This is a genomic window from Rhizobium sp. WCS2018Hpa-16 (assembly GCF_031843705.1).
Classification (GTDB): domain Bacteria; phylum Pseudomonadota; class Alphaproteobacteria; order Rhizobiales; family Rhizobiaceae; genus Agrobacterium; species Agrobacterium tumefaciens_C.
On record NZ_JAVTIX010000001.1, the window covers coordinates 80,026 to 103,358 of the forward strand.

Annotated in this window: 21 protein-coding genes and 1 pseudogene; 9 read left to right on the forward strand and 13 right to left on the reverse strand. The window is 57.0% G+C overall.

Annotated elements, in window-relative coordinates; all coding sequences use genetic code 11:
- Both RQI55_RS00455 and RQI55_RS00460 read right to left on the reverse strand, forming a co-directional pair.
- Nucleotides 1-153, reverse strand: coding sequence for a hypothetical protein (locus tag RQI55_RS00455; RefSeq protein ID WP_192064367.1), 153 nt, complete (start codon nucleotides 151-153; stop codon nucleotides 1-3).
- A 134-nt stretch (nucleotides 154-287) separates the two neighbouring features.
- A complete protein-coding gene (locus RQI55_RS00460; protein WP_311272351.1) occupies nucleotides 288-620 on the reverse strand; it encodes a helix-turn-helix domain-containing protein in 333 nt (110 codons plus the stop codon).
- A 133-nt stretch (nucleotides 621-753) separates the two neighbouring features.
- On the opposite strand from RQI55_RS00460, the gene RQI55_RS00465 reads away from it, so the two are divergent.
- The 4 genes from RQI55_RS00465 to RQI55_RS00480 all read left to right on the forward strand — a co-directional run bounded on the left by RQI55_RS00465 (nucleotide 754) and on the right by RQI55_RS00480 (nucleotide 3,368).
- A complete protein-coding gene (locus RQI55_RS00465) occupies nucleotides 754-1,521 on the forward strand; it encodes a S24 family peptidase (protein WP_311272350.1) in 768 nt (255 codons plus the stop codon).
- Nucleotides 1,522-1,611: 90 nt separating this feature from the next.
- A complete protein-coding gene (locus RQI55_RS00470) occupies nucleotides 1,612-1,860 on the forward strand; it encodes a hypothetical protein (RefSeq protein WP_192064364.1) in 249 nt (82 codons plus the stop codon).
- A gap of 96 nt (nucleotides 1,861-1,956) precedes the next feature.
- Nucleotides 1,957-2,286, forward strand: coding sequence for a hypothetical protein (locus tag RQI55_RS00475; protein ID WP_192064363.1), 330 nt, complete (start codon nucleotides 1,957-1,959; stop codon nucleotides 2,284-2,286).
- Between the two features lie 644 nt (nucleotides 2,287-2,930).
- The gene (locus RQI55_RS00480; protein ID WP_311272349.1) at nucleotides 2,931-3,368 is read left to right on the forward strand and encodes a hypothetical protein; all 438 of its coding nucleotides are present in this window, start codon (nucleotides 2,931-2,933) and stop codon (nucleotides 3,366-3,368) included.
- Nucleotides 3,369-3,449: 81 nt separating this feature from the next.
- On the opposite strand, the gene RQI55_RS00485 is transcribed toward RQI55_RS00480, so the two are convergent.
- Nucleotides 3,450-4,445 carry an AraC family transcriptional regulator gene (locus RQI55_RS00485; protein ID WP_311272348.1) on the reverse strand — a complete coding sequence of 332 codons (996 nt, stop codon included), beginning with the start codon at nucleotides 4,443-4,445 and terminating at the stop codon, nucleotides 3,450-3,452.
- Between the two features lie 107 nt (nucleotides 4,446-4,552).
- On the opposite strand from RQI55_RS00485, the gene RQI55_RS00490 reads away from it, so the two are divergent.
- From RQI55_RS00490 to RQI55_RS00500, 3 genes are read left to right on the forward strand one after another with little or no spacing between them, the layout of a single operon-like run.
- Complete coding sequence (locus RQI55_RS00490) at nucleotides 4,553-5,809, forward strand: MFS transporter (protein WP_311272347.1); 1,257 nt, start codon at nucleotides 4,553-4,555, stop codon at nucleotides 5,807-5,809.
- Nucleotides 5,806-7,803 carry a TonB-dependent receptor gene (locus RQI55_RS00495; protein WP_311272346.1) on the forward strand — a complete coding sequence of 666 codons (1,998 nt, stop codon included), beginning with the start codon at nucleotides 5,806-5,808 and terminating at the stop codon, nucleotides 7,801-7,803. The genes RQI55_RS00490 and RQI55_RS00495 overlap by 4 nt, the downstream gene beginning before the upstream one ends.
- 10 nt (nucleotides 7,804-7,813) lie before the next feature.
- Nucleotides 7,814-8,968: an FAD-dependent monooxygenase gene (locus RQI55_RS00500; RefSeq protein ID WP_042617499.1), complete on the forward strand. Its 1,155-nt coding sequence runs from the start codon at nucleotides 7,814-7,816 to the stop codon at nucleotides 8,966-8,968.
- A gap of 346 nt (nucleotides 8,969-9,314) precedes the next feature.
- Here the strand turns inward: RQI55_RS00500 and RQI55_RS00505 are convergent, their stop codons facing one another.
- The 5 genes and pseudogenes from RQI55_RS00505 to RQI55_RS00525 all read right to left on the reverse strand — a co-directional run bounded on the left by RQI55_RS00505 (nucleotide 9,315) and on the right by RQI55_RS00525 (nucleotide 17,564).
- Nucleotides 9,315-9,560, reverse strand: coding sequence for a dehydrogenase (locus RQI55_RS00505; protein WP_192064357.1), 246 nt, complete (start codon nucleotides 9,558-9,560; stop codon nucleotides 9,315-9,317).
- A gap of 203 nt (nucleotides 9,561-9,763) precedes the next feature.
- Nucleotides 9,764-12,028: a glycosyltransferase family 4 protein gene (locus tag RQI55_RS00510; protein WP_279290379.1), complete on the reverse strand. Its 2,265-nt coding sequence runs from the start codon at nucleotides 12,026-12,028 to the stop codon at nucleotides 9,764-9,766.
- Nucleotides 12,025-15,270 (reverse strand): glycosyltransferase, encoded by a 3,246-nt coding sequence (locus RQI55_RS00515; RefSeq protein WP_409233669.1) that lies wholly within the window; start codon nucleotides 15,268-15,270, stop codon nucleotides 12,025-12,027. The genes RQI55_RS00510 and RQI55_RS00515 overlap by 4 nt, the downstream gene beginning before the upstream one ends.
- A 71-nt stretch (nucleotides 15,271-15,341) precedes the next feature.
- Nucleotides 15,342-16,394, reverse strand: a pseudogene (locus tag RQI55_RS00520) (glycosyltransferase); the annotation flags it as partial.
- A 144-nt stretch (nucleotides 16,395-16,538) separates the two neighbouring features.
- Entirely contained in the window at nucleotides 16,539-17,564 is a 1,026-nt protein-coding gene (locus tag RQI55_RS00525; protein ID WP_409233692.1) for a glycosyltransferase, read from the reverse strand.
- Between RQI55_RS00525 and RQI55_RS00530 the strand changes: the two genes are divergently transcribed.
- Nucleotides 17,460-17,777 carry a hypothetical protein gene (locus RQI55_RS00530; protein ID WP_311276904.1) on the forward strand — a complete coding sequence of 106 codons (318 nt, stop codon included), beginning with the start codon at nucleotides 17,460-17,462 and terminating at the stop codon, nucleotides 17,775-17,777. The genes RQI55_RS00525 and RQI55_RS00530 overlap by 105 nt on opposite strands.
- Before the next feature lie 34 nt (nucleotides 17,778-17,811).
- Here the strand turns inward: RQI55_RS00530 and catE are convergent, their stop codons facing one another.
- The 3 genes from catE to RQI55_RS00545 form a co-directional block, all read right to left on the reverse strand.
- Nucleotides 17,812-19,962 carry a catalase C gene (gene catE, locus RQI55_RS00535; RefSeq protein WP_311272344.1) on the reverse strand — a complete coding sequence of 717 codons (2,151 nt, stop codon included), beginning with the start codon at nucleotides 19,960-19,962 and terminating at the stop codon, nucleotides 17,812-17,814.
- 99 nt (nucleotides 19,963-20,061) lie between these two features.
- Nucleotides 20,062-20,667, reverse strand: coding sequence for a general stress protein (locus RQI55_RS00540; RefSeq protein ID WP_042617494.1), 606 nt, complete (start codon nucleotides 20,665-20,667; stop codon nucleotides 20,062-20,064).
- Between the two features lie 63 nt (nucleotides 20,668-20,730).
- On the reverse strand, nucleotides 20,731-21,096 hold the full coding sequence (locus RQI55_RS00545) for a PepSY domain-containing protein (RefSeq protein ID WP_243255161.1): 366 nt from the start codon (nucleotides 21,094-21,096) through the stop codon (nucleotides 20,731-20,733).
- Nucleotides 21,097-21,326: 230 nt separating this feature from the next.
- Here RQI55_RS00545 and RQI55_RS00550 point away from each other — a divergent pair, with 230 nt between their 5' ends.
- Nucleotides 21,327-22,118 (forward strand): Ku protein, encoded by a 792-nt coding sequence (locus RQI55_RS00550; RefSeq protein WP_243255162.1) that lies wholly within the window; start codon nucleotides 21,327-21,329, stop codon nucleotides 22,116-22,118.
- A 33-nt stretch (nucleotides 22,119-22,151) separates the two neighbouring features.
- Here the strand turns inward: RQI55_RS00550 and RQI55_RS00555 are convergent, their stop codons facing one another.
- Together RQI55_RS00555 and RQI55_RS00560 are read right to left on the reverse strand one after the other, a co-directional pair.
- Nucleotides 22,152-22,973 carry a Ku protein gene (locus RQI55_RS00555; protein WP_243255163.1) on the reverse strand — a complete coding sequence of 274 codons (822 nt, stop codon included), beginning with the start codon at nucleotides 22,971-22,973 and terminating at the stop codon, nucleotides 22,152-22,154.
- The gene (locus RQI55_RS00560) at nucleotides 22,970-23,230 is read right to left on the reverse strand and encodes a hypothetical protein (protein ID WP_042617490.1); all 261 of its coding nucleotides are present in this window, start codon (nucleotides 23,228-23,230) and stop codon (nucleotides 22,970-22,972) included. The genes RQI55_RS00555 and RQI55_RS00560 overlap by 4 nt, the downstream gene beginning before the upstream one ends.
- Nucleotides 23,231-23,333 lie beyond the last annotated feature (103 nt).

Sequence of the window (23,333 nt, forward strand, 5' to 3'; positions counted from 1 at the left end):
TTAGGCTCCAATGTGCTTGACGATGAGGAAGAGGGCGGCCGAAACGCCTGCGAACGCAGGTACAAAAATCAGCAGGGTTTCGGCCCACCGGCACAGCTGGCACTGCGCCGGAATGAAAATCTTGGTGTCGAAATTGGCATGTGGTTTCGTCATTGTGGGATGCCCGCTGATCAGGGATTGTCTGGGTGTGGCGCGGATCGGAGATTGGGTCTGACAGCCGGGGCGATCGAACAGCCTTGCACTCAGGTGCGGCAGGCTAGAGCAGCGATCACGAACCGCGCCACGCATCAGGCAGCCACACGAGAGGCTTCGGGCTCACTACGGCGACCGTTGCGATAATTTACTGATGGCTGCGGAGAAAGGCGCTCACCATTTGAGTGGTAGCGAGAAAACCAAAGGAGATGAGGACGGGTGTTAAGGGCTGCTGCAATTGCACGCTCGCCAGCCACATGCGGCTCATAAACTGCGTTCCCAGCCGTGCCAGCTGGCAGGCTGTATTTCTTGTCGATCTCGGCAAGCTTGAGCCGGGCAACAATTAGCTTGCCCTTAATACGGGCAATTTCTTCCAGCCGCTTGCGATCGGCACGGCTTTGCTTGCCGCCGTCAGAGACACGGTGCATAAAGGTTTCCTTCGAGAATGGAGGCCCTGACCGGCCTCTTTTTTTAGGGTGATGAATTCTGCGAACACAGAAAGGAATAACTATAAAACTGGTTATTGGCAACCAGAAAAATGGTTATTTGTGAAAAATCGATATGAGCGATCTAAATACGCTTGGGGGTCGAGCCCTCGCTGTGCGCAAAGAGGTCAAGAAGACCCAGATAGAGATGGCGAAATTTCTCGGCGTAGCGACTGCTACTTGGCAGAAGATTGAGCGCGACGAGGGTATTCCGAGCGGTGAAACGCTATTGAATTTTGGAAAGCTCGGTATCAACCCCGGTTGGGTACTCACCGGGATCGGTCCCAAATATTCGGAACAAAGCGATGATGAAAGAGAAGGCTCAGAGCAACTTCTCAAGCGCGCCGTTCAAGAGATGAAATCTGTGGCATCGAGCGCTGCAGAGTTGGTCCGTGAAACCTTCGAACCACCCGTAGCGCCGACGATTAAATTCGTCCCGCTAAAAGTCTCCGCTGGCGGCGGGGCGGCGGTCTTGTACGAATCGCAGGGCATTGATCTTGATATGGATGGGCTGGCCGATACCATTTTGAGAAGCAGGCGAAAAAACATCAGCCTCTTCGAGATTAAAGGCGACAGCATGCTTCCCACGTTGGCGCATGGCGATTTCGTTGTGGTTGATAAGAGCCAGCCACGACCAGGTGACGAGCCTGAAGATGACAAAATCTACCTGATCTCGATCGACAACGATCTTTACGCCAAAAGATCGCGCTGGATGGACAATGGAGAGCAACAATGGCGATCAGACAACGACTTGCCTGAATACGCTCCGATCCCTGTGCGTGGTGAAGACTTCAACCGCGTGAAAGTGATCGGCCGGGTGATCTGGGCGTGGAAGCCTGTGTAAAACGATCTGAGTTTCAATGACTGGTTGACTCGTGACAGACAAAGAGAACAAAAGAGGAACACATGCCGCCAAGAAAAGGAGAATGTTCTCATGCCTGTCATTAAGAAATTCATTGTCACGCCCTATCGCCGGGGCAACCGCAACAAGTTGGTCGCCGCTGAAGTTCGAGAGGCACGATCGTCTGAGGCTGCTATGCGTCTTGCTGAAAATATGTCAGCTCGGTTCGTTGGAACGATTGCGCATGAAATGGAAATCGACGACGAAACCGGTGAGATTTGCCAAGCCGCGATGATAGCCCGGCACGGAGAGGTCATCAATTTCCTTGATGACGTTCATTAATGATTGCATGCAAGTGCTGATCGAAGATCGCGCGTTGAATATGCTACGATGTGTTCACAACCAAGCCAGTTGCTGGCGCTTCCGAAGGGGTACAAAATGGATCTTAAAGAATTTGTAAGCTCCGCCCTGGTCGATATTATCGAAGGGGTGAAAGACGCCCGGGAGAAGGGCGGAAAGGATGCGGAGGGGATTGCCAGTAATCTGCGCGTAAAAATAGACAAACTACCGCAAGGCTTAATGCAAGACGGCAACGGAGCTGTGTACTCTGTGATAGACTTCGATGTCGCGGTTACAGCCTCCAGCAAAACTGACGGAAGCGTCGGCATCAAGGTCGCGGTTTTTAGCCTTGGCGGTTCCGCTGGAGGTGAAGACGTAACATCATCCCGGATAAAATTCACCGTTCCTATGCGGTTCAACGTCTACTGACGTCATCCTGCGGGGTGGCGATCGGCAGAGTCGAAATAAAAAAGCAAAAAAGCCGTCTGCCAAGTTGAAGCAGATGGCTTTTTTGCCGATATCATTGATTTATATGTATTTTTAGCGATTTCTCTTCGAGATGGCAGCTTGTTCCATCTTCAAATTAGCTTTTGGTCCGCCGTGCTTTCCCAACAGGGCTTCGTCTGTCCGTCCTAGCAGTTTCAGGAGTCCATGTATTACGGGCTTTGAGCGGTCCTTAAGGGCCAAGTAGGTGTTTCTTGAACGCTCTTTGAAGGCTGGCCGGTTTTTGCTAGGAATTTGACACGATGGCTCGAAATCTCGAATTTTGCTCTGTCAAAAACGGTTTGGCTGGTTCTCGCTGCTTCCCACCGATGCCCTTGATTTATAAGGCCTTCGCATCAAATCCCGGCTTTTCCCAGATATTCCCATAATTTGCAGTAACTGGTGTCAGACTACACCGAACGTTTACGCCAGAGCGAATGGGGCTGGCTGTAACCGCATTACTCGGTACCCTAGCGGGCGGGTTCACAACATTTTTCGTTCAAACACGCTTGAAAAAACGTGAGCAAGCCGCTGCCTTGAAGGATAGGCTTCGCATATTCGCTATGATTTCCGTTAGGATTGTCGCTGATATGGATAATGTTCTCAAATTGATAGAGTATTACCGCAGCACGAATTCGCCTGAGTACGAGCTATGGAAGGTTGTGCACACCATTGACGTTCTCCCAGGTTTCAAGCCTGATTTAAGCCAGCTTGAACCTCTGATATCACTAGGTTCTAGCAACCTCGTGACAGTTGCTATGCACCTTTACTCTGAATATTCGTCGTTGTTTGCCACGATAGACCGATATAACGGCTTGAGGAAAGCTCTTATCGCTTCGCATAGAAAGCCCGATGCAGACGAGGTCGAGGAAGATGCGCTGGAAAAGAACATGATCATTCATCTCAAATTTATAGTCGAGACAGCGTCATTGGTCAGAGATGAGTCACGTCAGGTACAACATTTGCTCTATGTGGGTTCACAACGTCACTTCGGGAGTGGTGAGTTTCTCAAGCTTAATGATGATTAGGTATTATGAGGCAATTTGGAACTGGAATTTTCCACTCATGGCCCCCTGCCACCAGCACGCACCACCCTCAATCTCGTCCCCTCAGGCCTCGCGCTCCAAGGTCTGTGCCAGTGCACGGGAGGGCTGCATGCCGAAGCGGCGGAGGTAGAGCTGGGAGAAGTGGCTGGGGTTGCTGTAGCCAACGGCGCTGGCTGCCTGGGTGATGTTCATCTTGCCTTGCTGAAGCAGGTCGCGCGCTTTCAAGAGCCGCTGTTCTTTTAGGAAGGCATAGACTGGAAAGCCGTGCATGGTCTTGAAGCCGGATTTGAGCCGCTTCTGGGAAAGGCCGATTTCGCGGGCGAGGTCGTCGAGCGTCCAGGGGTGGGAAAGGTCTTCGAGGAGCAGATCGCGGGCGCGCTGGAGGGGGCGGCGGTCGCGTGGCGGGGTGTTTGAGGTGGGCTGTGTGCGGCGCATGGCAGTGATAGAGGCGTTGATGATATCCAGCGCGCGTGCCTCGATGGCAAGGTCGTCGCTCTCCACCATCGCGCTATCGAAAAGCGCGCGGGCGACAGCGACCATATCCGGTGGCACCGGCAGCACACCGACCCATATGTCACTGCTCGACGCCATGTGCAGGGCGTGATGTTCATCAAGGTTCGCCACGACATCTCCAGCGCCGAGCTTTTGCCACAGAGCGGTATCGACGCGGATATCCATGCCCTTGAACCGGCTGCCAACCGGCACGTCATATATGCCGATGGCACCTGCTGGCGCGACCATGATGTAGATGCGTCCTGGCCGGTAGGGGATAGACGAGAGCTTCCGCTCCGCATCCTTGTCCAGTAGCCAACCCTGGCCGGATGCCTCGAACAGAAAATCGATGGCCACGCAGGGCTCGGTTGCAAACCGGCCAACGAAATCAGGCCCAACGATCATATCGAAGACCGAAATTGTCAGACCCGGTCTGACGCCAAGGATCTTGTAGGCACCCTCTGTCGACGTATCGGAAAAGGTCGGATCTGCCGGGGTTGGGCCCAGCACAACGATATTTTCCTGATCCGACTGCGCAAGCGCGCGCTGTTCCACGCGAAGATTCATATCTGCACCAAAATAATGGACCCGATCGCAATATCCATGAACCTGACTACAGTAGTCAAGTTATATGCGAAAGCCTACTGAGGTCACAAATCTCGGTGCGAGGGGCAATGTCGACTGTTTTTACACATATGGCCAGACGGTCCACGTCATGGACCGTGCTGGGCCTGCTGGCTGGCCTTTACGCCGCCCAGTCGGTTACGGGCAGCATGGTGCAGACGGCACTTCCCGTTGTGCTGCGCGGTGCAGGCATGCCGCTTGACCAGATCGGCTATCTGGCCGTCTTGTTCTTCCCCTGGGCGCTGAAATTCCTCTGGGCACCGCTCATCGACCGGTTTCTGACCGAGCGAAGCTGGATTCTTCTTTGCCAGCTTGGCATTATCCTGTGCTTTCTGGCCGCAATGGCGCTGCCGCCGCAGACCCATATGGGTTGGCTTGCCGGTGTTCTTCTCGTGATGGGCATCTTTGCCGCGACACAGGATGTGGCAACCGATTCACTGGCCGTCCGGGCCTCCGATGCAGGCAGCCGCGGGCTTGCAAGCGGCGCATCGACAGCTGGTGCCTATCTCGGTTTTCTGATCGGCGGCGGGCTTTGGCTCGTGGTCTACCAGCATGCGGGCTGGGCGGTTTCCATGGCGTCCATGGCAGGCTTCGTCGCCATGCTCACCATTCCCGTCTTGCTGTCCGGCGGGCTTGCGGCACCGCGTGCGAAAAAGCCTGTTGGCTTGCATGGCATCGGCCTCAAGGCCACCTTCTCCAACCGGGCGCTGACACACGGTTTGATCTTTCTCGTGGTCTATCAGGTCGGGCTTCGCATGGGTTCCTCGCTGACCGGACCTTACCTGGTGGACAAGGGCGTTCCACTGGACATGATTGGTCTTCTGCGCGGTGCAGGCGGGGCCGTCATCGGCTTCATTACAGCCTCGCTCAGCGCATTCGTCGTGCAAACGGCGGGCATCATGCGCTCTGTCATCATTGCTGCTTTCCTCAATGCCGCGCTGCTTTTCGCTCTCTTCGTCGTTGAATTGTTCGGCTCATTCTCGGTGGTGTTTGCCATCGGCATTCTTCTGTTGCAGGTGGGGGCGATCGCCTTTTCCTTCGTTGCGCTCTATGCGGCGCTCATGAACTGGTGCAACCCGGATCAGACGGCAACCGATTTTGCCACTCTCCAGAGCATCGACGCGATCATCGCCATCGCCGCCTCCTCGGTTGCGGGCCTGCTTGCAAAGTCCTTCGGCTATGGCTGGCTGTTTGCCGCCTCGGCGGTTTTCATCCTCATCGCCACTCTTCTCGCGCCTCGTGCCTTTGCCGCTACCCTGCCGCTGGGCGGGCGCCTTTCAGTCCCAGAAAAGGTATCGGAACCATGATGCGTCACCGTTTGTCCGGCGTTTCCCTTCTTGCCCTCGCTGTCAGCCTCTCGCCGCAAGGTGTGTTTGCGCAGGACAGCGATGAAGCAACGGTGCTCAAACCGATCATCATTACCGCGACCAAGCGCAGCCAGGACTATTTCCTGCTGCCATCAGCCACGGATATTGCCAGGGCCGAGGAGTTGAAGACGCGCGACATCGATACGGTGGCCGATCTCGACCGCATTTTTCCTGACGTCAACATCCGCTCGCGCTCCAGCCGCGCCTATGCCAACTTCACGATCCGTGGCCAGGCCTCGCTCGACTTCTATAATCCAAGCACGCAGGTCTATGTCGACGGCATGCCGCAGGACAGCTTCAACCTGACGCGCTCGCTGCCCGGCGGTGTCGAGAGTGTTGAGCTTCTCTACGGTCCGCAGGGCACGCTTTACGGTCGCGGTGCGATTGGCGGCGTCATCAACATCGTGACCCGCAAGCCGGACAACGAGGCGCGCGCCGGCTTTGACGCCAATGTCAGCAATCAGGGCGCAGGCGGCACCTTCCATGCCAGCGCGCCGATCATCAACGACGTTCTCTACGGCGACGCCAACTTTTCCTTCCTTGATGGCAATGACACACTGACGACCATGACCGGCGAAGACGTGGGCGGGACGAGAGACATTAACGGCCAGATGCGGCTGCGCTACGCCCCATCGGACAGCCCTCTGGATGTGATGGTGAGCGCGGGCCACGGCAGGGTGACCTCCAAAGAAGAATATTTTACGCTGGAATCGATGCTGGAGGACCGCATCGCTTTTCCTGCACCGTCGAAATACGAACTCGACACCTGGAATTTTGGCGTGACGACGGCCTACGACCTTGGTGCCGCCACCATCACCGCGCTGACTGGCTACCAGAAGAGCGATCTCGACCGCACGATCTTCGGCAGCTATACGCCTGAAAAACAATGGACGCTGAGTCAGGAACTGCGCATCGCTTCTAACCCGGACCAGGGCAACGCGATCGATTACGTAGCCGGGATGTACTATCAGCATCTCGATTTCACCAGAAACGTGCCGGCTTCCGCGCAGATTTCGAACCAGAAGATCGATTCCTACGCGCTCTTCGGTGATGTGACGTGGCATGTGACGGACCGGCTGGACATTTCGCCCGGCCTGCGGCTGGACTACGAGCGCGCAGCGGCTGAAGCGACGGGCGGCATCACGCTGAACGATAGTGATTCATCCACGGCGCTATCGCCGAAGCTTGGCGCGAGTTATAGGCTGAGCGACGAATGGCGGGTCTATGGCCTGTTCAGCACGGGCTTCAAGGCTGGCGGTGTTACCCGTAACGTGGCGCCCGCCAACATTGCCTTCACCTACGATCCGCAGAACACCTATAATGGTGAAACCGGGCTCAAGTACCGCAACGAGACGGGTACGCTGGAAGCGCAGCTTTCGGCCTATTACAACATCACCAAGGACTACCAGATGTTTGTCGGCACGCAGCCGTTCCAGTATCTGCAGAATGTCGGTGAGGTGACTGCGAAGGGTATCGACCTCAAGGTCCGTGCAAAACCGACAGATGAAATCGGCGTCACGGCGGGGCTTGCTTACAACCATACGCGATTCACCGATTACAAAAATCCTGTCACACCCGGCGCGGACCTGACGGGCAACACGGTGCCCTATGCGCCGGAATTTACCGCCAACCTCATGGTGGATTATCGCTTTGAGCTGGAAAGCGGGCGCGGCGCGGTCATTCCCTATGCAGGCGTCACCTATGTCAGCGAGCATTATTTCGACGAGACCAACACAATCGGCCAGGAGGGTTACGCACTTGTCGATCTCGGGGTGAAATGGGAGCTTGAGAAGACGATAACGGCTGAAGCCTTCGTGACGAATGTGTTCGACAAGACTTACACGACCTATGGCTTCCAGTATCCCGGCCTTGGCAACCTCTACCAGCTTGGTCAGGACCGCACCATTGGCGGCCGTATCAGCATGACGTTCTGAGGAGGTTTTGATGCGTATCCTCATCGTTGGTGGCGGGCCTGCGGGCCTGACGTTTGCCGCCTGCCTGCTACAGCGGGGCATGCAGCCGGTTGTGGTGGAACGGGCTGCTCGTGGCCGCACCGGCGGCTATTCCATCGGCCTGCATATCAATGGCTGGCAGGTCGCGGAGAAGTTGGGGCTGGTGGAAGCGTTCCGGGCGAAGGCCATGCCGCTCGGCCTTTCTCACCATCTCGACCGGCGCGGACGAAAGCTTTTTTCCTATGACTACCGCGTTCTGGCAGAGGCTGCCGAGGGACGGCTTCTGGCCCTGATGCGCAGCGATTTCCAGGACATCCTGACCGATGCCGTGGAGGGAAAGTGCCCAATTCGCTATGAGACGACCGTCGTGGCGCTCGAGGACGACGGATCCGGCGTGGACGTCACCTTCTCCGATGGCAGCCGCGACCGTTTCGACCTCGTCGTGGGTGCCGATGGTTACCGTAGCAGTGTGCGGGCGCTGGCTTTTGGCCCGCACGAAGACTTTCTCCGGCCGCTTGGCTACCGCGCCAGCGCCTGGCGCGTGCCGCTGAAGCAACCGCTTGATGCGAGTTTCGTCGGGATGATGGATGTGGATCATCAGGGCGGCCTCTACGCCGTTGGGGACGGCACCGCGGCGACCCTTTTCTGCTGGCGAGACGAGCGTACGGACCGGCTCAATCCCGATGAGCGCCGCGCCGTGCTGCAACAGACGTTCGGCCACTGGCCAGAGCCTGTCGCATCCGCCCTCAAGAGTGCAATCGACTGGGACCGGTCTTTCTTCGATACAGTCTCCCAGATCGAGATGCCGAAATGGTCCAAGGGCCGCATCGCACTTCTTGGCGATTCCGCCTGGTGTCTCACCTTTCTGGCGGGGCAGGGTACGTCCACCGCCATGGCTGGAGCCTACATTCTTGCTGCGGAACTTGCCGAGAAGGGGCATGTTGATGCACTCAATAGCTATGAAGCCCGAATGAGGCCGCTGGTAACGCGGATGCAGGCGGTGTCGCGCAAGATCGGCGGCCACTATGTGCCTCGCAGCCGCTTCGGCATTTTCATGCAGTCATTGCTTCTGCCGATCATGCTATCGCGGCCGTTCATCAGGTTTACCTCCAAGCGGCTCGCAGCGCCCGCATTGGCGATAGACTGACACGTCCAACTGCATGCGAACCCCCAAACCGGAGAGGGCTGCGTCAATACGACAAGTTGTTGAAGCAGCCACTTTGATGTAACGCTGCGCATGACAGATCATGTCGTGTAATGTTTTGAAAGTATTCAGATGTCGGATTCGAGTTGGGTTGATTGGTTCCCCATAGTCCTTTTGCCTCTTAAGCTTCTCGTCCTTGGTATAGGCATGTTCTATGCCATCAAGTGGCACCATGATCAGGCAAAAAAAGACAAGGAAAACAGCGGTCAGTAAGCTGCTGGTATTCAGCACCATCCTCCTCGCAAAACGATAGAACCGTCCTCATCCGCTCTGGATACACCGGCCACCCCTATGAGGCAGCTTTTTCGCAGCGTCCTTCGCCAGAGACACCCACTTCATCGATCTCTCTGGCCTCACTGGGAAACCACCCTCGCGTAAATCCGTGGCCCATGGCGGCGGCGGCGAGGGCGAGTTGGTGGCGCAGATGCTTAATATCATCCAGCAGCGTCTTGATGGCTTCGCGCTCATCCCCGTCATGCCATGCGATGACGTGTTCGACCGGGTCAGCTTCCGGTGTTTCAAATTGTGGGCGCATGTTCTCGATCTCCATGTTTCAGAGCCTTCTTGCCGCAATGTTTTTTCGGAAAGCACGCGCCCCCGTGCCAGTTTTGTTCTTATTATGTTCTCATCGCTAATAGAGTCAAGGCGCAGTTGAGATGATTTTTGTGGAGCGAGATCAAGCGGTCGTGTCACTCAGGATGTGACACGACCATTGGCGGGGGCTGGAGCCTTGAACGCCTATTCCGCAGCACTGCGTGAGGGTGGCGCAAGATATTGGAGTGCCTGTGCCAAGGGTGCGTGGGCAGTGCGCTTCCCATTCTCGAAGCTGGTTTCCAGCAAGCCGTTTTCGCAAGCGCGGTCGTCATCCCAGCCGGGGTGGTTGAGGATGGGATAGAGACATATTCCCTCGACGGGGACGCCTTTTTCCATGGCGGCGGTCACTTCCTGGTGGATGTAGGTGATCCAGCTTGCGCGCCTGTTACCCTCAATACCGGTTTCGGCGATGAAGATGGGTTTGCCGTATCGGGCAAAGGTATCCACGAGGATGGTTCTGAAGGGCTTGTAGAGCGGATGGTCCATATCGATGGGCGGACCGCCGTGGATCCACTGGTTGTTGTGGTAATAGTTGACGCCGACGATATCGAGATATTTGTCCGCGCCGCCAATCTGCGGCCACATGCGCCCGGAGAGAAGATCCCAGCCCTGAAATTGCGATTGACGATGGCCTTCGGCCACGCCCCGCTCCCACGGTCGGGAGGGATCGGTGATGACATTGATAACGGGGTCACAATGCACGAAGCGCGCTCTTGGCTCCACCGCCAGAATCGCATCCATGGCGGCAATGGAAGCTCTGGCCAGTTGCACTTTCAGCTCGAAGCCACGGCCACGGGCAAAGGGGTTGAGATAGGCCGCATCGCCTCCGCCCCATGAGAAGAACGAGATTTCATTGACGGGTGAGTAAAAGGGGATCGCGTCTGTCTGTTCCTTCACCACCCTTGCTGCGGCTGCGGCAAATTGCGCGAAGCGGCTGACAAAATCCGGCGACCAGATGTCGATGTCATCAGGCCAGCCATAATGCAGCAAATCCCAGATGACCTGAGTGCGGGTTTCTGAGGCTGCCTTCAGCATCGGGGTGAAGCTCGACCAGTCGTAATGTCCAGGCCGAGTTTCGATCAGGTGCCAGCGCAAGCCATCCCGAACGGTTGAGATCGCGTAGGAGGCCAGTTGCTGGTAATCGGCTGCTGCGTGGTGGTCATGTCCAGTGGCGGCGATGACATCAAGACGCTTTCCGGTCGTTTGCCCGTCGTGCGGGCGAAGGCGGTGGGTGGAGCATTCAAAGCCGCCTTGCAGGAAAGACTTGAACAGGCCCGTAGGCCCTGCGCTGTGACGCTCCCTCATAACGTCGCTGATCAGCCGCTCCCACTGCGGCACGACGGTCTCGGCGCTGTAGGTGATTTCTACCTTGTGACGCAGTGCCTGGCCCAGTGCTGCTCGCAAACTGCCGGATGCGGCAAGATTCAGGATTTCATGCGCGACAGACGAAGGGGCGTTATAAGGCACGAAGATGCCGGAAACGCCGTCTTCGATCTGCTGCATGGCGCCATTATCGGGCGTTGCGATGACCGGCAAACCCGCTGCACCGGCTTCTGCGATGACATGCGGCATGCCTTCGCCCTTTGAGAGCCAGACGAAGATATCGAGCGCGGAAAGAAGCGCCGGAATATCCTTCCGGTCCCCTAGAAAGCTGAGGATGCCGGTGAGATGTCTTTCCTGAGCGAGCGTCTTCAAATGCTCGGCATAGTCGGGCATGAAGGCATCGGGGCCGCCGATGACGACAAACCGCAAAGCCGGGTTACTGGCATAGGCGAGAGCCGCCGCCTCTATGAAGTCCTCGACATTCTTCTTCGGATCAAGCCTTCCGACCCAGCCCACCAGAACCGTTTGGTCATTCACGCCGAGTGAGGTGCGCAGGTTGGCGCGCTGGCTGTTGTCGAATTCTGACATGTCCACCATGGACGGTATCTCGACCACATCGCTCTCGCGCCCCGGCATCACGGATTTCGCCGCATCACAAATGGAGCTGCAGACGCCGACATAGCGGCTGGTGAAATGCTTTGGGCCCGCCAGTGCTTCGGAGATGAGGCCGCCATGCTCGATGAGCGGCGGCCGCCAGTGCATCCGCTCCAGTGCCGGATAGATATCGGCCACGTTCTGGCAGGAGACAACCACGTCATAGCCGACGATCTTGGCTGCCAGATATCCAGCCGTGTCCTCGAACGACATGTCATAGGGCGTGGTGTCAACATCAACGCCGAGCGCACGCAGTTGCTCATGCGTCTGGCCCGGCATATTGGGCTTGTGGAAACAGGCGATGACATCAAGCCGGTAACGGCTGCGGTCGAGCGTGCGGGCAAGCAGCCGCACCTCGGTTTCCTCGCCGCCCACAACCAGCCACGCAAAGACGAAGAGAATGCGGATAGGGGGTTGCTGCTGCGCTATCATTCGTTGACCTTGAACACGATCTGCAGGAATTCGGGACGGGTGTTGACCAGGTCTGCCAGGAAGGCCGGCCCATCCTGAATGGGTACGACGTGGGTAATCATCTGCTCGCGGATGATTGTGCCGTGGCTTTCCAGCAGATTGACTGTTTCATGCGCTAAGCGCCGTCTGTCCCATTGGCCGGACAGCCCGCGTGGCACGCGGTTGATCTGTGCGCAGCGGATATTGAGGCCATTGTGGTGGAACTCTTCGCCGAGACGCAGGCGGTCTGCTCCGCCCTGATAGAAAGCAAGATCGATCACTGTGCCTTGCGGGCGCAAGGCTTTCAGCGCAACGTGAAGGCTTTGGGCATGGGCGCGGGTCTGGAACACCAGATCGGCACCGCGATCGCTGCCGCCATTGTGCCAGCGCGCTTTGGCATGTTGCCAGGCATCATCCTCCGTCATGGCCACAAGACCCATGGCTTGCGCTTTCTCGCGGCGGAACGGCGATGGATCAGCAATGATGACGCCGAGCGCGCCTGCCTTTTGCGCAAATAGCGCCGTCATCAGGCCGACCGTGCCAGCGCCGATGATGATGACATGACGCCCGGCAATGCCAGCGCCGAAGGATGGCACGTTGTTTCCGAGCATGTCTGCATCGGCATGAAGAATGCCATTGGCGGCAATGGGGCCCATTTGCGCGGCGAAGACGCCGAGGATGGGATCGATATGGGCGGGTAGTGGTATCATCACATCATGGAATGGATCAGCGGTGTGGCCGCTTTTATGGCCATAGGTTCCGGCGATGACATCGCCCGGCTGAAAGCCGCCGGTGCGGGCTTCGGAAACGCGCGCCACTTCCATGTAACCCAGAAATGGCACGGGGTAATGGAGATCAGCTTCATTTTCGATGAAGACGCCGCGGCCTGCATCAAACCGCGAGTGGAAATAGGGATTGGTGTTCTTCATGAAGGTCAGTTCGGTGCCCGCCGAAAAGCCGGTATAAAGCGTGTCGAGGCGCACCTGATCATCGCCGGGCGGGCCTTCTTCATAGTCGAACAGGTAGGCTCTGCCCGGGGCTTCGATGCCGAGCGACGTGATCATGCGGTGGCCGGGACGAAGACCCTCAGGCTCTTCAATCCGAGGCGGATGGTAGAGCGGTGAAAGCGGATTGCGGCTGATTGGCGAAGGCTCGAAGGTAACCGCTTCGCCGCTGCGGGCTGACGTTGCAACCGCAAGTGCGACACGGTGGGTAACCAGCGCATCCTGATAGGTGCACCGGATGTGGTTTTCCTTGCCGCTGATGGCATCGATGAAATCGCGATCTTCGCGCCAGACGGGATCGCCGTCGGCATGACGGACCGGACGCCCGGCACCGACATCGACCATGATGTCGTGATCCGTCAGCTCTATGGCGAGGCGGTCTGCAAAAATATTGAGGCCGACCTTGTGGTTCCATCCCAAAAGGCAAGTGGAGGCTATGTTGCCGATAACGCCGGACTGGAATGTCAGGCTGGCGGTCGTCACCGCGGGCACATCAAGGCCGGGGAAATCCGGTCGGTCCTTAAAGCCAGCGCGGCCATAGACATCGGTCACTTCGCCCACAAGATAGCGGGCAAGATCGATAATGTGCGTTGCCTGCTCCACCATCTGGCCGCCGGAGCCTTCAGTCTTCCACCACCATTGCGGGGGTGGGGTCTGGTCCAGCCAGTAACCGGACAGAAGCTGAGCCGGGTTTTCGGCGAGGCGATTGCGCGCTTCCTCGACAGTATCGAGATAACGCCAGTGGTAGCCGACGCCGGTGATGAGGTTGGCGGCTTCGACGGCAGCACTCAACTCTTCTGCAAGTGCCAGATCCAGCGTAATCGGCTTCTCAACGAAGAAGGGAATGCCCCGGCTGATCAGATCCCGTTCCGCTTCGCCATGGGCAAAGGGTGGAATGCAGATGTAAACGGCGTCCAGCTTTTCCGCATCCAGCATGGCGCGGTGATTATCGAAAGCGCGGGCGCCGAAGCGGGAGGCGGCCTGGCTTGCGCGGTCAAAATCCGGATCTGCAAAGGCGACCAGCGCCACGTCTTCAAAACCGGCCAGAATATCCAGATGGCGGTTTGCGATGCCGCCAACGCCAATAAAGCCGATGCGTGCCTTGTTCATGGAAATATGTCCTTGTGTCTGATGTGTGCGGCGGGAGAGAATGTGGCGGTAGACGTCCGCCGTTTCGCTCGCCATGCGTTGTGCTGAAAATTCGGCTGTGAACCTCTCGCGGCCCGCTTGCCCCACGGCCTTTGCCCTGTGGACGTCGCCAAGTGCGTCTATCAGGACAGCCGCCAGCGATGCGGGATTTGCAGGCTCTGCCAGATAGGGATGTTCTGGCCCAAGCGCTTCGATATTGCCGCCAATATTGGTCGCGACGACTGGCAGTCCTGTCGACATTGCCTCCAGCACAGCCAGCGGCAGGCCTTCAAATTTGGAGGGCAAAACGAAGAGGTCTGCCTCTGACATCAGGTCCGCGATATCGGTGCGGTGGCCCGCAAAAAGAACATGCTGGTTGAGGTGGAGTTCAGTTACCAGAGTTTCGATTGCTGCCATCTCTTCGCCACGGCCCACCAGAATGAGCAAAGTGGATGGGTAGGCGGCAATGACTGAAGGTAAGGCCTTGATCAGGGTTGCGTGGTCTTTCTGCGCGGAAAAACGGGCAACCGTGATCAGGACTTTTCTGCCGTCGAGCTGCTCTGCCATATCGGGCACGCTGTCGGCTGTGGGCTCCAGCGCGAAAACGCCGTTGCGCACGACCGTCAAGTGATCGGGGGATACACCATTGGCTTCGAAGCTGAGCCTCGATGCCTGCGAGACCACGATGCGATGCGCAAGCGCTTCACACGCCTGAGCATATTCGGTTTTCTGCTGCTCATCGGTGAGGAGATAGGGCAGGTGTTCGGTGCGGATCACGGGAATATCCTGCGACATTCCTGCCTTTGCGATGCCATGGCCTTCCCAGCCGATGCCCGCATGGACGTGAAGAAGGCTGACCCCTGACGTTGCGAGCCATTGGGAAAACTCGACGTCATCGTCAAATGTCTTGACGCCGAGGCCATGACGAGCGGCCTTGGCAGTCAAGCTATCTGCTGCATTGCATGGCGCAGCGATCGTCACATCCCAGCGATCGTCCAGCGCACGGCCAAGGGTCAGCATATGCGCGCCCATGCCGGATGGGTCGAGACTGTCTGTTGCCAGAACGACCCGACAGCGATCTTTGCTCATCATCTATTGAGTGCCATGGCGCTGGTGCGCGAGACAGTGGAGGGATGATTGGTGATGCGTGGGGCAGCCGGTGTGGCTGTATAAGTGTGGCTGAGCACGGCCTTACCCACCAGTGCCCTCATATCGTGAAATGTTCGGTCCCATGATGAGCCTTCCAGCATGGCATCAACCGGGCCGAGCCATTCATCGCCCGTCTTCTTCAGCGCAATGGCGAAATCGCAGGCTCTGGCGAAGGCAGCCGCGTCAGCCGCGATAAAAACGCCATCGACGCTGCCATAGTGCCTGATGACATCGGTAATCGCCGTGCTGACAACAGGGCGGCCTGCTGCCAGATATTCCGGCGTCTTGGTGGGGCTGATGAATTGTGTTGAGCTGTTCAGCGCAAAGGGCATAAGCGCTGCGTCCCAGCCCGCGAGATAGGCGGGAAGTTCGCGGTAGTCCTTCTGGCCGAGATAGTGGATATTGGCAGCGCGTGGCAGGTCATCAGGCGCAATCTTGGCGACGGGACCGATGATGACGAATGAGAGTTGCGGTCTAGCCTTGGCCACGGCCTCGATCAGTTCCAGATCGAGGCGCTCGTCAATCACGCCGTAATAGCCGACCTTTGGGCCGGGAATCGAGAGCTGGTCTGCTGGCTCCTGACGATCCTTGCGGGCAGAATGGAAATGCGCAACTTCAACGCCTGAGGGGAAGGGGTGAATATTGACGTGCTGGTGGCGCTTTGCTTCGTAAAGGCTGTATCCGCCGGTAAAGACCACATCGGCACGGGCAATCAGCGCGGCTTCCATTTCCTTCATGCGGTGGGGTGCGAATTTAAAATTCGCCAGCTCGTCCATGCAATCATAGATCACCGCGGAAGCATCGACGTGGCGAGCGAAACCAAACATGGCGGGGGTATAAAACCACAGGATTGGGCGCGCGGCACCATACATTGCTAGGAGATCATCCAGAAGCTTTGAGAGAGCGCGCTCACGATCTGCCTCGTTCCACCAATGGGGAATGCGCGGGCGCACGGATTTGACCGTCGTTCCTTCGAAGGGGTGGATTTCCAGATAGGCGAGATGGTGGTCTGTTGGTATAAATTCTTCGAAGAAGAACACAGCTCTTTCATGGGCAAAGCGCCCCATCAGATGTTGTGGCCGCTGCAGTACGAAATCCCACCGTAAATGCGAAAAACAGATGAGCGGCGTATTGCGCTCCGTCACTGCATGGATGGGTGAGGAAATCGGACTGGAGAGGTTCATTGGCGCATCCGCGTTTGAGTGACGTACTCAAACCGGGATGAATGACCTTTGTTCCTGATTATTTAAAACTTTCGAATGTTCTGAAATGCCTATGAGTTTCCGGAGTTTTTCGACCGAATGCTGCCATGTCCAATTGTCTATGACGACTTGCCGAGGATCCAAATTGGGCGCCATTTCCAGCATGGTGCGGATGCCCTCATGGAACTGCTCGGCAGAGGCGACCCTGCCGGTTTGCGGCGTGATATATTGCAGGCCACAGCGTAGTTCGCTGTTAGCAAGCACGGGTAAACCGGCCAACATATATTCTGTCAAAATCGCTGGCGCGCCGTCATCGACGCCGCAGACCACGCCGATTTTCGCGAGATTCATCAATCTGTTGACCTCGGAAAAGGCGACGCCGGGCGGGCCAATGAAATCGACATTGATCTGCAAATCGTTGGCATAGCGACGGAGATCTTCACTGAGTTCACCATAGCCGAAAACACACAGGGCTTTAATGGAATTGGGTAGTTTTGCCAAAGCCTCGAAGAGAATGTCGTGGCGTTTGTAGCTCTGAGCGGCTGCGACATAAATGACATCGTAGGGCTTGGGTCCGGCTATCGGGTGAAAGAGGTTTGGCGAGGCAAATTCCGGCCCGATAGGCAGGATGGAAGTTTTTACATCCGGGTGGAGAGCGTTGATCTCACGCGACTGCCAGTCTGCGCCGGTCAGAATGAGATCGAAATGCCTGCTGATGGCCGGGGGCACCCGCAGTGCAGGGGCATCGATGGAATTATATATTTTATAGCTTGATCGGCAGGCATCAAGAATCTCCTCGGAAACTCCCAGTCCCCAGACGCAGAGAATGTCGGGTGGGCCGAAGGTATTTATATGTGCGAGCATGTCGTTGGAGCTGAAGGGCGCTTGCGGACCATTCATCTGGAATGCCCGCCGGATAAGGAGAGGCGCTTGAGTTTCGTCCGGCTCCGGCGGGCAATCGTCGCGCCAATGCGTCCAGACCTCCACGACATCGACCAGCCCGGCTTTGACGCAGGCGAGTGGCAGGCGTTCAATATAACCGCCTTCAACCCTGAAATCGGGGATAACTTCGGATCGGGATACGGGTTCTCCGCGCTCTCCGCTGCGCCATTGCTTCTCGAAATATTCTATGGGTGGGATGGTGTCGGGGAAGGGGCCGCCGGCCTGATAGTCGCTGATCACGACGAGGCGTCTGGGCGTCGGTTTCTGTATCATTGCAATCATCCGGCTCAGGCACTGATGGTTTAAAAGCGCGGCACCGGAATGCCGCGCTTCTCAGAGATTATTTCTTAGGTGGTGGGGAAGCTTTGCCAAGCTTCACGGATGGCTCGCGGCCCCAGACACGCAGATCGCCGAGCTTTGAAATGAAGTCCGCAGGATCTTCATCATCCGGGAAGGCGATCACGCCTTCATCGACTGCATCCGCAATGCCAGCCTTTTGCATCAAAGGTGTTGCGGAGCTGACATAGCCGATGAACTTGCAATGCTGGAAAGCATCGGCCACGAAGTCACGAGCTGTTGCCTCATCCACAAGGTCTTCGATGCCTTCGGGTGATGTCAGAAGTGCCACGGCGTCAAACAGCACCGATGGGCCACCATCGATCATATGATGGGCCTTGATCCAGCTGCCATCGGACGCCTTCACGCCGCCGACCTTCGGGGCAATCAGCTCGAAGACGGCCTTTGCGTCCGTGACAGCCTTGGTCAGCGCTGTCAGCATGCCAGCATCTACGCCATCGGTCACCAGAATGCCAAGCTTGCGGCCTTCGAAACGCTTCGGGCCGTTCTCGACGATACTGAGCGCGGGCGATGGCTCCAGGTCCTGTCGGGTTGGCATTGCGGCATCGGCAGGTTTTGGCATCGACTGGAAGCCGAGCTTCTGCGCAACCGTTGTTGCCAGCGTCTCATCGATGTTGAGCAAATGCGACACCATGCGTTCGCGAATGGCCGGTATTTCCACCTTGCTCAGTTCGAATGTCAGCGCGGACGCGATATGGCGCTGCTCGGCACCCGTCTGGCTGATATAGAACTGGCGGGCCTGGCTGTAGTGGTCCGCAAAGCTTTCAGGGCGAAGCCGCGCCTTGGTGCCCTGTTCTTCTGCCTGGAAGTGGCGGTATCCCGAGGTGGGCGATTCCCGTGGGCCTTCGCCATGGGAGTTAGGCTGATAATTCGCACGGCCAACGGGATTGCGCATGGCCATGTGGCCATCCTGCTGGAAGTGCGCGAAAGGGCATTTCGGCGCATTGATCGGCAAATGCGTGAAGTTGGGACCGCCGAGACGCTTCAGCTGCGTATCGAGGTAGGAGAAGTTACGGCCCTGCAGAAGCGGGTCATTGCTGAAATCGATGCCTGGCGGCACGTTCTGCGTCATGAATGCGACCTGCTCGGTTTCCGCAAAGAAATTGTCCGGCATGCGGTCCAGCATCATACGGCCGATGGCCTGTGGTGGAAGAATTTCCTCAGGGATAATCTTGGTCGGATCCAACACGTCGAAATCAAAGCTATCGGCAAATTCCTGGTCGAACAGCTGAACCTGCAACTCCCACTCGGGGAAGTCACCGGACTTTATGGAATTCCAGAGATCGCGACGGTGGAAATCCGGGTCGGCACCGTTGATCTTGACGGCTTCGTTCCAAGCAACGGATTGAAGACCGAGTTTCGGCTTCCAGTGGAACTTGACGAAGGTAGAGACACCCTCGGCATTGACGAGGCGGAAGGTGTGAACGCCGAAACCTTCCATGAAGCGTAGCGAGCGGGGAATAGTGCGGTCTGACATGGTCCACATGATCATATTCATGCTTTCAGGCGTCAGGCTAATGAAATCCCAGAAGTTGTCATGGGCCGTCTGCGCCTGCGGAAAGGCACGGTCTGGCTCCTGCTTGGCGGCGTGGATGAGGTCTGGAAACTTGATGGCATCCTGAATGAAGAAGACAGGAATGTTGTTTCCGACCAGATCCCAGTTGCCTTCTTTTGTGTAAAGCTTGACGGCGAAGCCGCGCACGTCACGCGCCAGATCGGCTGAGCCCTTGTTGCCAGCGACGGTGGAAAAGCGAACGAAGACCGGTGTCTTTTCGCCCTTGCGCTGGAAAATGTCCGCCTTGGTATATTTTGCGAGGGATTCGTAGGTTTCGAAGTAGCCATGGGCACCATAACCGCGCGCATGCACGACGCGTTCGGGAATGCGCTCATGGTCGAAATGGAACATTTTTTCGCGGAAATGAAAGTCATCCACCACCAACGGGCCGCGCGCGCCGATGCGCAGCGAGTTCTGATCGTCTGAGACAGGCCCGCCCTGGGCGGTTGTCAGCACCGGTGTATCGCCCTCGGCAAACTGATGGAGTTCTCCACCTTGTCCACGGTGCATTTTCTGGTCGTGAATGGTGACGACGTCTGTTTCGGGATGCGCGTTCGGAGCAGCGGGCTTTTTCGCCATGATGGAATTCCTGATGATTGTAGGTTGAATTGCGGCACCGCAACCCAGACGTAGAAAAGGCCGCCCAAGCGGGGCGGCCTCTCGCATTTCCAGAGACGCTTACATGCCGGGACGGTTGTAGCGCATGCGTTCTTTTTCGATCTGGTCGGCATCATATGGGTCAAGCGTATCGTCGAATTTCTGCCAGCCCTGTTCGTTGTAGGCTGTGCGACGGTCTGCTGGATCAACCCAGTTGGAGCGCTTCAGAACGGCTTCAGCTTCTGGCGCCATGGCGTCATCTACCTTGGCGGTGACGATGGTGCCGCCACGACGTACGCCTTCAGCGTAGACATGCGCATCATCTTCAGAAACGCCGGAGTCCGTCAGCGCGCCGACGATGCCGCCAGTTGCGCCACCTGCAACAGCGCCTGCAACCGCACCCGCTGCTGTGGCAGCAAGCCAACCAGCCGCGACGACAGGGCCAACGCCTGGGATAGCCATGATGCCAAGGCCAGTCAGAAGACCGCCAGCGCCGCCCACGACGGCACCAATGCCAGCACCTGTGCCAGCGCCTTCGGCAGCATTCGACTCGTCGGTGTCGTGGCGGTTATTCGCATTGTTGGAAACGATGCTGATATCATCAGAAGGAACGCCAGCGGCTTCCAGCTCTGTCACTGCTGCGCGGGCATCGGCGTGATCATCGAATAGTCCGGTAATTGTTTTCATGATTTGGTCCTCATAATTTGATTGGCGGCGCTAAAGTCTCGGAGGTTTCTGGAACCTCGAACGTTACTTGGCGACGACGTTGCCCTGGTAATCCATGGAGATCATGACGGCCCTGCCATCCTTCATTCCGCCTGCCATCCAGATGCCCTTGTCGTCCTTCTTCAGGTCCTTGACGTCGGTGTAGCCAGCTTCTTCGATGCGGGTCTTGGCCTGCTCTTCAGTGAAGCTGTTCGCGCCTTCAACAGGTGCGGTTGGGTTGGCAGTTTCCGGTGTTGCAACAGCTGGCGTGTTGCCATCTGTGCTAGGCGCTGGAGCCGTTGTGGTTGGCGCAGGCGTTGCAGGTGCCGTTGTGGCAGGTGCAGATGTCTGGGCAGCAGCCGACAACGCAGTGGCGCTCAGCAGCGCCGCTGCAAGAATGAACTTTTTCATGGTGTTTTCCTCTCATGCGGGCGGTTTGTCACAGCTCCGTGGTGAGGTAACCGACGGTGGGATCATTCGTTCCATATTAGTAAAATAAAATGGAGTAGATGGGCTCCTTAAGCCGACATCATCATCGGTGTCTGGAAGAAACGGACGGCTATTCCATGAGGGTTCGCGGCAACGATGTTGGGCTTTCTTAGTTATGGCTATGGCGCTTGATAACCGGGAGTTTGAAATCCATGCCGCAACACGCTTTCTGGAAAGGACACCTGAGGCTTTCGCTGGTCACGGCAGCCGTTTCGCTCACGCCTGCGACGACCGAGAGCGGAAAGGTGCGGTTTCACATTCTCAACCGCAAAACCGGCAACCGGGTGGAAAGCCATTATGCAGATAGCACCACCCATAAGAAGGTGACGGACAAGAACCAAGTCAAGGGTTTCCCGAAGGAAGATGGCAGCTTCGTTCTGCTGGAAGATGACGAGATCGATGCCGTGGGGCTGGAAAGCACCAAGACCATCGATATCCAGACATTCGTGCCAGCGGGTTCCATTGACTGGATTTGGTGCGATCGCCCGCATTTTCTGAAACCCGAAGACAAGATTGGCGCAGAGGCTTTCGGCGTTATTCGCGATGCGATGAAGGCCAACAACGTCGCGGGCATAGCGCGGCTGGTCATCTATCGTCGCGAGCATGCGGTTTTGCTGGAGCCATCGGGAAAGGGCATCATTTTATGGACGCTGCATTACGCCGATGAGGTGCGCGAAACCATGGACACTCTTGATCCGAAGATGAAACTTGATCCAGAGCTTGTGTCGATCCTAGAAAAAAAGATCGAGAAAAACACGGTGGCGTGGAAGCCATCCATTGCGCAAGATACCGTGCAGAAGAAGATCAAAACGCTGCTGAAGTCCAAGGAAAAGACATCCGGTGCGCGCAAGGCAAAGTCCGCGCCAGCCAAGAAGACCGGCGGCAATGTCATCAACATTATGGATGCGCTGAAAAAGAGCCTCGCTTCGGAAAAGCGAGACTGAAGTATCTTGAGATAGAAGCGGGCGGCAGTTTGGTCAGCCCGCCTTTTTGGCTCTTGTCTTTGCAGCGGGCTTGTCGTCCTTGCCTCCAGCTGCGCTGCGCCTCAGCGCTTCCTTCAGGTCCACAACATTGTCGCGCTTTTCCTCGACAGGCTTCTTGATCGCACGCCCTTCGATCTTGGCTTTCACCAGTTCGGCAAGCGCATCATTATACCGGTCGGAATATGCCGAGGGGTCAAATTTTCCCGCGCGTTTCTTGATGATGTGGCCCGCCAGTTCCAGCATCTCCTCGTCAAAATCCTGATCCGGCACGGACTTGAACGTCGCGGTTTGGGAGCGGACCTCATAATCGAAATTAAGAGTGGTCGCGATCAAGGCCTTTCCATGGGGCCTGATGATGAGGTTGCGATTGCGGCGAAAAAGAACCGCCTCGCCAACCGCCACCACCTTTTGGCGCTGCATCGCTTGCGCAAGCAAGCTCAGCGCGTCTTCCCCGTCCTCATCCGATGCGGTCAGAAAATAGGGGCGGTCGAAGTAGAGCTTGTCTATCTCGTCGATTGCGATGAATTTCTGGATGGCGATCACCTTGTTGCTATCCGGCATGATCTGCGCGATCTCATCGCCTTCGACAATGATGTAATCGCCATTGTCGAGTTCGAAGCCACGCACCTGATCTTCTTTTTCGACTGGCTCCCCGCTCTCGTTATCGACATATTGGCGCTCGACGCGGTTGCCTGTCTTGCGGTTGACGAGGTTGAACGAGATTTTTTCCGTTGAGGTGATGGCCGAGTACAATCCGACTTCGCAGGTGAAGTCGTCGAACTTGATCTGGCCGCGCCAGCTTGCCCGCCTTGTCATGATGCCGAACCTTCCGCGCTGAGCCTCAGATGTGTCACGGCCCGGTTGGCGGCACGCATGTCATCGGCTGTAACGACCGGAATGGGGTCGGACGCCATGGCTTCCAGCACCTCTGGCGAAAGACCTCCGTTGCGCATGACCCATTCCATCGCCTCGCGGGTCTCCCTTTCGGCGCGCAATTGTGCGTGCAGCGCCAGTATCAGGCGGTCTTTCGGATCAAAGCGTTGCTGGTGTGGCTTTTGCTGAACTCTGGACATGAGCCGTTCCTCGCAAATTATTTACTGCGTTCCCAGCTTCTCTAACGTCAGCATCTGTTGGTCGTTCCACGCTACGGCTCGACCTATGGTTTTTCTGGCGGTT